Consider the following 10,280-nt stretch of genomic DNA (forward strand, 5'->3'; position numbering starts at 1 on the left):
TGCTGGCCGGCTGCGGCCAGGAGGCCACGCCGTTCTACCAAGGCTATGTGGAAGGCGACTACGTTTATGTGGCGTCGTCCGAAGCGGGCCGCCTGGACGCGCTGACCGTCAAGCGCGGACAACAGGTGGACGCCAACGCGCCGCTGTTCGCGCTGGAGGCCACGCGCGAACGGGCCGCCCGCGACCAGGCCAGCGCGCAGCTTGCCGCCGCCATCGCGCAACTGGAAGACATCGGCACGGGCAAGCGCCCGGCGGAAATCGATGTCAGCCGCGCGCAGCTGGCGCAGGCCGAGGCCGCCAGCCGGCGATCCGCCGCACAACTGCAACGCGATAACGCGCAGTTTCGCGTCGGCGGCATCGCCCGTGCGCAATTGGATGACAGCCGCGAACAAGCGCAGTCGGACGCCGCCCGCGTGCGCGAATTGCGCGCGCAGCTGGAAGTGGCCAACCTGCCGGGGCGCGAGGATCAGCGCGTGGCCCAGGCGGCCACGGTTGAAGCGGCCCGCGCCACGTTGGCCCAGGCCGACTGGACGCTTGCTCAAAAACGACTGGCCGCGCCGGCGGCCGGCCGCGTGTTCGACACGATGTACCGCGTGGGCGAATGGGTGCCGGCGGGCAGCCCCGTGGTCAGCCTGCTGCCGCCCGGCAACATCAAGGCGCGCTTCTTCGTACCCGAAACCGTGGTCGGCTCGTTAAAAGCGGGCCAACAAGCCAGCCTGCGCTGCGACGGTTGCGGCGATCCGATACCCGTGCATATCGACTACGTGTCGGACCAGGCCGAATACACGCCGCCCGTCATCTACAGCCGCGAAAACCGCAGCAAGCTGGTGTACATGGTGGAAGCGCGGCCCACGCCCGACGCGGCGGCGCGGCTGCATCCCGGCCAGCCGGTCGAGGCCACGCTGCAATGACCCCGCCCCCTAACCACCCCGCCGATCACCCCGCTGATCACCCCGCTGGTCACCCCGCCGACCTTCAGCCGGCCGCGCCCGATTCCGGCAAGGCCGTCATCGACGTGCGAGGCTTGAACAAACGCTTTGGCAACAAGCACGTCGTCAACGACGTATCGCTGCGCGTGCAGGAAGGCGAGATCTTCGGCTTCCTGGGCCCCAACGGCAGCGGCAAGACCACCTGCATCCGCTTGATGTGCGGCCTGCTGACGCCGGATTCCGGCAGCGGCACCTGCCTGGGCTACGACATTGTGAAAGACAGCGCGCAGATCAAGCGCCATGTCGGCTACATGACGCAGAAGTTCTCGTACTGGGACGATCTGACGATCCGCGAAAACCTGGATTTTGTGGCGCGCATGTACGACATGCCGCAACGCCGCCAGACCGTGGACCGCGCGCTGGAAGACCTGGGCCTGCACAGCCGCGCCAACCAGCTGACCGGCTCGTTGTCGGGCGGCTGGAAGCAGCGGATGGCGCTGGCCGCCTGCCTGCTGCACGAACCGCGCCTGCTGTTGCTGGACGAACCGACGGCGGGCGTGGACCCCACCGCGCGGCGCGACTTCTGGGAACAGCTGCACGAATTGGCGGCGCGCGGCATCTCGGTGCTGGTCAGCACGCACTACATGGACGAGGCCGAACGCTGCCACAAGCTGGCCTATATCTCGTACGGCAAGCTGCTGACGCAAGGCACCGCCGAGCAGGTGATTGCCGAGCAGCGGCTATCCACCTGGGCCATCCATGGCCACAACCTGGTGCCGCTGGGCCAACGCCTGCGCAGCGCGCCGGGCGTGGACCAGACGGTGGCGTTCGGGTCGGCGCTGCACGTCAGCGGCCAGAACGCCGGGCTGCTGGAACGCACCTTGCGGGACGCGATACGCGGCCAGGGCCTGCGTCTGGAACGCATCGACACCAGCCTGGAAGACGTGTTCATCTTTTTGATGAACCGGTCCACTGACAACTTCGCGAGCCCCGCATGATGCGCCATCTGCAAGGCTTTTCGTGGGCGCGCTGGTGGAGCATGGTGCTGAAGGAATTCTTGCAGCTGCGCCGCGACCGCATCACCTTCGGCATGATCGTGGGCCTGCCCATCATGCAGTTGGCGCTGTTCGGCTACGCCATCAACACCGACCCCAAGCAGATGCCCACGGCCATCATCACGGCCGACCACAGCCCGTTCACGCGCAGCTTCATCGCGGCGATGAAATCGTCGGACTACTTCCACATCACCGAAGAACTGCGCGACGAAGAAGCTGGCCGCGCCGCGCTGGCGCAGGGCCGCGTGCTGTTCGTGGTGACCATACCGCCGGATTTTTCACGCAGCCTGCTGCGCGGCGAACGGCCGGCGCTGCTGATCGAAGCCGACGCCACCGACCCCATGGCCACCGGCATGGCAATTGGCGCGGCCACGCAGCTGACGCAAGCCGTGGCGCAAAAGGACCTGACCGGCCCGCTGGCCAAGCTGGCGGGCGGGCAACCCCCTTTCGACGTGCGCGTGCACCGGCTTTACAACGAAGAGCAGATCTCGCAATACAACACCGTGCCCGGGCTGATGGGTGTGATCCTGACGATGACGTTGGTAATGATGACGGGCCTGGCCATGACGCGCGAACGCGAGCGCGGCACCATGGAAAACCTGCTGTCGATGCCGGTGCGCCCGCTTGAGGTCATGACGGGCAAGATCGTGCCGTACATCGCCATCGGGCTGATCCAGGCCACGATCATCCTGCTGGCCGCGCACTTCGTTTTCCATGTGCCGATCCTGGGCAGCCTGCTGTCGGTGTATCTTGCGGCGCTGCTATTCGTGGCGGCCAACCTGACGGTGGGCATCACGCTGTCGTCGCTGGCGCAGAACCAGTTGCAGGCCATGCAGCTGACCATGTTTTATTTTCTGCCCAACATGCTGCTGTCCGGATTCATGTTCCCGTTTCAGGGCATGCCCATGTGGGCGCAGTACCTGGGCAACCTGCTGCCGCTGACGCACTTCAACCGGCTGATCCGCGGCATCCTGCTCAAGGGCAACGGCTGGTGGGATCTGTGGCCCAGCATCTGGCCCCTGATGCTGTTCACCGCGGTCGTGATGACCGCCGCCGTGAAGTTCTACCGCCGCACTCTGGATTGACGCGCCATGCCACGTTTTCCCCGTCCCTTTATGGTTTTTCGTTTGCGTGCGGTGGTGCTGGCGATGCCGCCGGCGGCGATCAGCCTGTTGGCCTTGACCACCACCGGCTGCACCGTCGGGCCTGATTTCACTTCACCGAACCCGCCCGCCGTGGCTTCCTACACGGCCGATGACAACGCGCAACGCGCCACTAGCGCACAACGCCTGCAACCCGGCGCGGACATTCCCGCGCAATGGTGGCGGCTGTTCCGTTCGGACGCGCTGGACCAACTGGTGCGTCAGGCGCTTGAAGCCAGCCCCACGCTGGCCCAGGCGCGCGCCACGCTGCGGCAGGCTACCGAAGAGCTGGACGCCGAAACCGGCGGCAGGCTGCTGCCGTCGGCCGATGCCAACCTGTCCGCCACGCGGCAAAAGGTGGACCCGTCGGCGTTCGGCGTGCCGGTGACGCAGCCGCCTGCGCCCTTCACGCTGTACAACGCGTCAATCGACGTGTCCTACACGCTGGACGTCTTTGGCGGCAATCGGCGCGCGCTGGAAGGCCTGGCGGCGCAGGTGGATTACCAGGCCCACGAATTGCAAGCCGCGCGCATGTCGCTGGCGGCCAACGTGGTGACCGCCGCCATCCGCCAGGCCGACCTGTCCGAGCGCCTGGCCGCCACCCGCGACCTGCTGGACGCGCAGCAGCGCCAGCAGGACATCATGCGGCAACGCGTGGCGCTGGGCGGCGTGGCCGAGGCCGATTTGCGCAACCAGGAAGTGCTGGTGGCGCAAACCCGCGCCACGCTGCCACCGCTGGAAAAGCAGCTGTCGCAGACCACGCATCAGCTGGCCGTGTACCTGGGCCAGCCGCCCGCCGCGCTGCGTACGCCGCCCCTGCGCCTGGCGGAGCTGACCTTGCCGCCCGACATTCCCACCGGCGTGCCCTCCGCGCTGACGCGCCAGCGGCCGGACATTCTTGCCGCCGAGGCGCTGTGGCACAAGGCGTCGGCCGACGTGGGCGTGGCCACCGCCAACCAGTATCCGCAGTTCACACTCACCGCCAGTTTCGGTTCCCAGCGCACGCGCGCGGGCGATCTATCGGACGGCGTGAATGTATGGAGCCTTGGGCTGGGGCTGGTGCAACCGCTGTTTCGCGGCGGCGAACTGCGCGCGCGCAAGCGTGCGGCCGAAGCGGGTTACGAAGCGGCGGCTGCCGCCTACCGCCAAACGGTGCTGGACGGCTTCCGCCAGGTAGCCGACGCGCTGCGCGCCGTGCAGACCGATGCCGATGCGTTCAATGCCTACGACGACGCGTGGCGTCGCGCGGACGACGCGCTGCGCATTGCGCAAGGCCGCTTTCAGGCGGGCGGCATCAGCCACCAAAGCCTGCTGGATAGTCAACGCCAACTGCTGCAAACCCGCATCGCGCGCAGCGAAGCCGATGCGGCACGCTACGCCGACACGGCGGCGCTGTTGCAGGCGCTGGGCGGCGGCTGGTGGAACGAGCCACAAAACCCGTAGAGCGGTTTTAACGCGGCCGCAGGGCCCTTTTATGCACCGTTCGGGTGCGGTTTCGGGCCGTTTTAACACCTGTTGTTCAACCCCATGTCAGGGGGCGGAGCGCGCCAATACGCCCTGGCGCGCGATTCAAACATTGTTCGGCACACACCGGGGCGCGCGCCGTGTTGCCGCCCGGCAATCATGTCTGAGAATTCGGGTACGAAAGTGGCGTTGAGCGGGGTTAGGAAACCCTTGTTTTCGTAGCATCATGCATGCGCTGAAGCTGCAAAGATCACTACGATTCATGAACGACCTACTAGACCTGATCGTCTTCTCACCCGATCCCGACCAACGCGCGCGCCGCAGCGACGAACTGGCCGACATGGGTTTCTCGCCCCGCCGGTGCGAGGATTCCAACGGCCTGTTTCGCCTGTTTCAGGCGCGCCGTACGCCGTTGCTGGTGATGGAAGCCGAGCTGACCGATCTTTGCATGGCGGTTGCGGGCCTGCGCGCCATGGACACCACCGCCGGCATCATCGCCGTGTCCAGCTTCGATTCGCCCGAAAACCGCATCCTGGGCCTGCACTGCGGCGCCGACGCGTGTTTTCAGCACGACGTGGCCACCGCCGAGATCGCCGCCGCGCTGCAAGCCCTGGTGCGGCGCGTGCCCGCCACCGGCCGCCGCCCCATGGCGGCCGAGGCCGAACCCCGCTTCGCTGCCACGCCCGCGGCGCCCGCCGCGCCCGAACCTCCCGGCAAGTGGCAGTTTCTGGACGCCGCCTGGACGTTGGTCAGCCCGCAAGGCACGCGCTTGTCGCTGACCTTGGCCGAACGCGAATTCCTGCTCAGGTTGACGACGTCGGCCGACAAGCGGTTGCCGCGTGGCGACGCGTCCGGCTCGGACGCCCAGGCGGGCCGTGAATCGGTGCGCCGCACCGACGTGGTGGTCAGCCGCTTGCGGCGCAAGGCGCAGGACGTGAACGTAGAGCTGCCGATTCGCACCGTGTGGGGCTGGGGCTACGCCTTCACCGGCGAAATCTGACCCCGGCGCGGGCGTATCATGCGACTGCGGGGCGGGTGCGCCAAGCCCGGGCCCGCCGTCCATCCCCACCCCCTTTGCCGCCATCGATATGGAAGTCTTTGAACGCCTGCAAGCCCTGCTGGCCCAGCACCAGGCCCGCCATCGCCTGATCCACCACCCCGCCGCCGGCCGCTCGGTCGAAGTGGCCGCCATCCGTGGCACCGAAGTCAGCCAGGGCGCCAAGGCGCTGGTCTGCCGGGTGAAGATCTCGTCAAACCTGCGCAAGAACGTCCTGGCCGTGTTTCCGGCCGACAAACAGGCCGACCTGGACGCCATCGCGCGCGCGGCGGGCGGCAAGAAAGCATCGCTGGCCTCGCAGGAACTGGCCCGCGAACTGACCGGCTGCGAAATCGGCGCCATCCCGCCCTTCTCGTTCAACCCCGACCTGCACCTGCTGGTGGACCCCAGCCTGCGCAGCCGCCACGACGAAATCGTGTTCAACGCAGGGCGCCTGGACGCTTCCATCCTGCTGAACACGGAAGACTACTTCCGGCTGGCGGCGCCCGACGTCGCGCCGCTGATCAAGCCCTGACGCCCCGCCATGAGGCCACCGTGTCCCGCCCCCTGACCCGCCACGGCGCGCGCGGCGCCAACATGCGCTGGCTGATGAGCCTGGCGCACATGGAGCCTTCGCCCGTCAGCCGCTGGGTGGCGCTGCGCGCGGCGCTGGCCATCGGCCTGCCCTGCGCCGTGGGGCTGGCACTGGGCCAAGGCGCGGCCGCCGCGCTGGTGGCGCTGGGCGCGCTGCCCGCCATCACGGGCGACAACGGCGGCCCGTATCGCAACCGCGCCTTGTCCATCGGCTGCACCGTGCTGGGCGGCGCGCTGGGTTACCTGCTGGGCAACCTGGTGGCCGGCCACGGGCTGTGGACATCGGCCGCCATGACGGTGCTGGTGCTGATTGCCAGCCTGATCGGCACCTTCAACAACATCGCGGCGGTGGCCACGCTGCAATTCGCGGTGTACGTCATCGTCGGCTCCAGCCTGACGTCCACCCTGCCGCCGTGGCTGCCGTCCGTGCTGGTCGGCACGGGCGGGCTGTTCGGCCTGGGGTTGACGCTGGTGGGCTGGGTCATCAACCCGATCGCTCCGGAACGCGCCGCCGTCGCGCTGGCCTACCGCAAGCTGGCCGCCTTGTTTGCCGCCATCGGCACGTCGCGCACGATGATCGCGCGGCGGGACATGGAAGCGGCCATGACCACCGCCTACGACACCGTGTTGGCGGCACGCGGACGCGCCGCCGGCCCATCGCCGCGCCTGGCCCGGCTGGCGGCCCAATTGCAAGCCTGCACCCCGCTGACCAATGCCGCCCTGGCGCTGGCGCGTGCGGGGCGCCCGCTGCCGCCCACCTGCGCGCGCGTGATGAACCGCCTGGCCGACCGTGTCGAAAACGACCGCGAGCCCGCCCCGGATGACGACATCGCCGCCTTGCGCCAGGCCGGCATGCCCCAGCTGGCGGATGCCCTGGCCCAGGCGCTGCCCCTGATGCAAGGGGTCAAGCCGGCTGACGTGGACCCGCTGGATGGCTTGACGCCCGCGCCGCCGCGCACGCCGTGGCGCGTGCTGGCCCGCACCTATCGCCCCGGCCCGACCACCGTGCGTTACCTGGTCCGGCTGGGCCTGTGCCTGATCGCGGCGGAAGCCGTGGCGCTGGCCGCATCGCTGCCGCGTTCGTACTGGGTGCCGCTCATCGTCGTGGTGATCTTCAAGCCGAACTTTGGCTCGGTATTTGCCCGCGCGCTGCAAAGCTGTGGCGGCAGCGTGGTGGGCGTGGCCATCAGCGCCACCGTGCTGGCCGTGGACCAGAACGGCGTCGCCAGCCTGTTGACGGTGGCGGTGCTGGCGTCGTTGCTGCCGTGGTCCATCCGGCGCAACTACGGCTTGTTTTCCGCCATTCTGGTGCCGATTCTGATGCTGTTGATCGGGGCCTTGCAGCCGGGCTCGTGGGCCATCGCGCTGGCCCGGCTGATCGACGTGGGCGTGGCCGCCGGCATCGTGTTGCTGGTGGGCTATCTGCCCTGGATACGCATCGAACGCAACAACCTGGACCACGCGGTTTCCGCCGCGATGGACACACTGGCCGCCTACGTCAACACCGTGTTCCAGGCGGACGCCGCCAACCGCCATGCGTTGCGCGCGCGGGCCTACGCCAGCTTGTCGGACCTGCGCATTGCCTTGCAACGGGGCTTGTCCGAGCCCCGCCTGGTCAGCCGCCGGGCGCTGGCGTGGTGGCCGGTTGAGGTCGCATTGGAACGCGTGGCCAACGCGGTGTCCGACACCGCCTGGTCGCTGCCGCCCGGCCAGCCCGCGCCCACTGCCGCCCAGGTCGGGCTGCTTGCGCAGGCCTTGCATGCACTGAGCGTGGCGGTGGCCAACGGCACGCCGCCGCCGGACGCTGCCATCACCGCGCCAACGCCCGCCCTGGCCGACGTGGCCGCCGAGATCGAGAACCTGCGCGCCGCGCTGACTGGTCCGGAATTTGCTGCAACGACGCCGGGCGTGCGCCCACCCCACCCAACTTCCCACCAGGTTTGAACCATGTGTCTTGCCGTATTGGCCCTGCACGCCTTGTCGGGCATTCCCGTTTTGATCGCCGCCAATCGCGACGAATTCCACGCGCGGCCCACCCATCCGGTAGCGCAATGGGCCGATGCGCCCACCGTCTACGCGGGCCGTGACGGCTTGGCGGGCGGCACCTGGATGGGCGTGACCACGCGCGGGCGCTTTGCACTGGTGACCAACTATCGGGAACCGGGCAAACACCTGAACCCCGCCCCGTCGCGCGGAGCGCTGGTTGAAGACTATCTGCGTGGCGACGAGCCGCCCGATGTTTACCTGGCCCGCACGCATGAATCGGACCAGGCGTATAACGGCTTCAACCTGATCGTGGGCGACACGCGCCAGGCCTGGTACCTGAGCAACCGCGACGGCCCGCCGCGCGCGCTTGACCCCGGCATCTACGCCTTGTCGAACCATTTGCTGGATACGCCGTGGCCCAAGCTCGCCCGGACCAAGACGGCGTTTACCGATGTGCTTGGCCGCTCGCCGCAACCCGATCTGCCGGCCTTGTTCGACGCGCTGGCCGACCGCCAGACCGCCACGGACGATGACATGCCCGCCACCGGCCTGCCGCCCGACCGCGAAAGGCTGTTGAGCAGCCCGTTCATCGTCAGCCCCGACTACGGAACGCGCAGTTCCAGCGTGCTGGTCCTGTTCGACGGGGGCTCGGGTCAGCTGGACGAACGCCGCTTTTCACCTGACGGCACGCTTAGCGGCGAAAGCCGCCTGGCGTTCGACTGGAAAGCTTGAGCGCGCGGGGATATGCTGGCCGGGCCGGCCAGCCGCGCGGCGGAAACAATCGGTTGATCTTGCAGACGCACCGCTGCGAACTCCTTGCCGGCGCCCAGGTCGAAACGTACTCGTCCACTTCAGGAGAATCAGATGAACAAACGCATTGAACGCTGCACCATGTCGGCCATGATGGCGCTGGGCAGCATGGCGATTGCGGGCGTGTTGTCGACGGCGCAGGCCGCGCTGCCGGCGGTCCAGCACCAGGGCTCGGTGCAGTACATCAGCGGCGGTATCGGCATTGATGAATCGGAAGCCATGAAGGCCGCCGCCAAGGATTACCCGCTGTCGCTGACTTTCGCGGCGCAGCGCGACGGTAAAGCCGACTACGTGGCCAGCGTGGCCGTGGTCATCCGCGATGCGCAAGGCAAGGAAGTCTTGAAGACCACGGCCGAAGGCCCGTACATGCTGATCAAGCTACCCGCGGGCACCTACAAGGTCTCGGCAACGTACGAAGGCCGCGCGCAAGAGCGCGAAGTGAACGTGCAGGGCGCGGGCAGCGGGCGCGCGGTATTTGAATGGAAGTGATGGTCTGGAAGTGACGGTCTGGAAGTGATGGCCACCGTCACGACCAGCCCCCCCGCTCAGACGCCGGAAAACAGGATCGCGATGACAAAGCCCACGCTGATCGTCCACACCACCGAACGCAGCGCGCCCCAGCCTGCCAGGTACATCGCCAGGTAACCCAGACGCACGCCCAACCAGCACGCCATCAACGTGGCAACGTGGGCGGGCGGCGCCTGCGTGTACAGCGCGAACAGCACGGCCGCGTAGAAGAACGGCAGCGATTCAAACGTATTGATCTGGGCCGCATTGGCGCGCGCGCGCCATCCTTCCTGACGCGCCAGCCAGGCCCGGGGGTCGTTGTTGTCGAACTTCTGCCCGCCCGCCTTCGCCACAATTGTTGAGACGAACGGCAAAATGGCCGCCGCCAACATCAACCACGCAATCATCTTCATATCGACTCCTGTTGCGGCCACGTGAACCGGGCCGGATACGGGGCGGGCACGTCGCCGCCGCTGCGGCATGGTCGCCCGAATGCGGCTAAATGAAAAGGCCGGTGTTGGCCGGTGCAGCGTTGCGCGGGTTCTTAGTGCCATGTCGCGCTTGCCCGCCGGCTCGGGCCTTACACTTTGCGCTCCGCATTCCCCGCCCTAACGCATCCATGCCTTTGTATAGTCCGTGGCCCGCCTTGTTTTTTGCCGCCTTGATGCTTTGGCCGCCCGCCACGCGGCGTTGGGCGCTGCTGCCCCTGGCGGTGGCCTGGGCGTGGGCGTGGAAGGATGGGGTGATCGAGCCGGTG

At 67.9% G+C, this 10,280-nt stretch carries 10 protein-coding genes; 9 read left to right on the forward strand and 1 reads right to left on the reverse strand.

Annotated elements, in window-relative coordinates:
- Positions 1-2 precede the first annotated feature (2 nt).
- The 9 genes from YH64_RS29565 (at position 3) to YH64_RS29605 (ending at position 9,505) form a co-directional block, all read left to right on the forward strand.
- Positions 3-911 carry an HlyD family secretion protein gene (locus YH64_RS29565; protein ID WP_255444877.1) on the forward strand — a complete coding sequence of 303 codons (909 nt, stop codon included), beginning with the start codon at positions 3-5 and terminating at the stop codon, positions 909-911.
- The gene (locus tag YH64_RS29570; protein WP_255444878.1) at positions 908-1,927 is read left to right on the forward strand and encodes an ABC transporter ATP-binding protein; all 1,020 of its coding nucleotides are present in this window, start codon (positions 908-910) and stop codon (positions 1,925-1,927) included. The genes YH64_RS29565 and YH64_RS29570 overlap by 4 nt, the downstream gene beginning before the upstream one ends.
- Positions 1,924-3,069 (forward strand): ABC transporter permease, encoded by a 1,146-nt coding sequence (locus tag YH64_RS29575; protein ID WP_046807889.1) that lies wholly within the window; start codon positions 1,924-1,926, stop codon positions 3,067-3,069. The genes YH64_RS29570 and YH64_RS29575 overlap by 4 nt, the downstream gene beginning before the upstream one ends.
- 6 nt (positions 3,070-3,075) lie before the next feature.
- Positions 3,076-4,569 (forward strand): efflux transporter outer membrane subunit, encoded by a 1,494-nt coding sequence (locus tag YH64_RS29580; RefSeq protein WP_082134699.1) that lies wholly within the window; start codon positions 3,076-3,078, stop codon positions 4,567-4,569.
- Positions 4,570-4,852: 283 nt separating this feature from the next.
- Positions 4,853-5,590, forward strand: a complete 738-nt coding sequence (locus YH64_RS29585) for a response regulator transcription factor (RefSeq protein WP_143215612.1) — start codon at positions 4,853-4,855, stop codon at positions 5,588-5,590.
- An 88-nt stretch (positions 5,591-5,678) separates the two neighbouring features.
- Complete coding sequence (locus tag YH64_RS29590) at positions 5,679-6,161, forward strand: YbaK/prolyl-tRNA synthetase associated domain-containing protein (protein ID WP_046807890.1); 483 nt, start codon at positions 5,679-5,681, stop codon at positions 6,159-6,161.
- A 20-nt stretch (positions 6,162-6,181) separates the two neighbouring features.
- Positions 6,182-8,164, forward strand: a complete 1,983-nt coding sequence (locus YH64_RS29595) for an FUSC family protein (RefSeq protein ID WP_255444879.1) — start codon at positions 6,182-6,184, stop codon at positions 8,162-8,164.
- A gap of 3 nt (positions 8,165-8,167) precedes the next feature.
- Positions 8,168-8,938: an NRDE family protein gene (locus tag YH64_RS29600; RefSeq protein ID WP_046807891.1), complete on the forward strand. Its 771-nt coding sequence runs from the start codon at positions 8,168-8,170 to the stop codon at positions 8,936-8,938.
- Between the two features lie 132 nt (positions 8,939-9,070).
- A complete protein-coding gene (locus tag YH64_RS29605; protein ID WP_046807892.1) occupies positions 9,071-9,505 on the forward strand; it encodes a carboxypeptidase-like regulatory domain-containing protein in 435 nt (144 codons plus the stop codon).
- Between the two features lie 56 nt (positions 9,506-9,561).
- Here the strand turns inward: YH64_RS29605 and YH64_RS29610 are convergent, their stop codons facing one another.
- On the reverse strand, positions 9,562-9,936 hold the full coding sequence (locus YH64_RS29610; protein WP_046807893.1) for an MAPEG family protein: 375 nt from the start codon (positions 9,934-9,936) through the stop codon (positions 9,562-9,564).
- Positions 9,937-10,280: the final 344 nt, after the last annotated feature.

The sequence above is a fragment of the Achromobacter sp. LC458 genome (assembly GCF_001005835.2).
In the GTDB taxonomy this organism is placed as follows: Bacteria; Pseudomonadota; Gammaproteobacteria; order Burkholderiales; family Burkholderiaceae_B; genus Achromobacter; species Achromobacter spanius_B.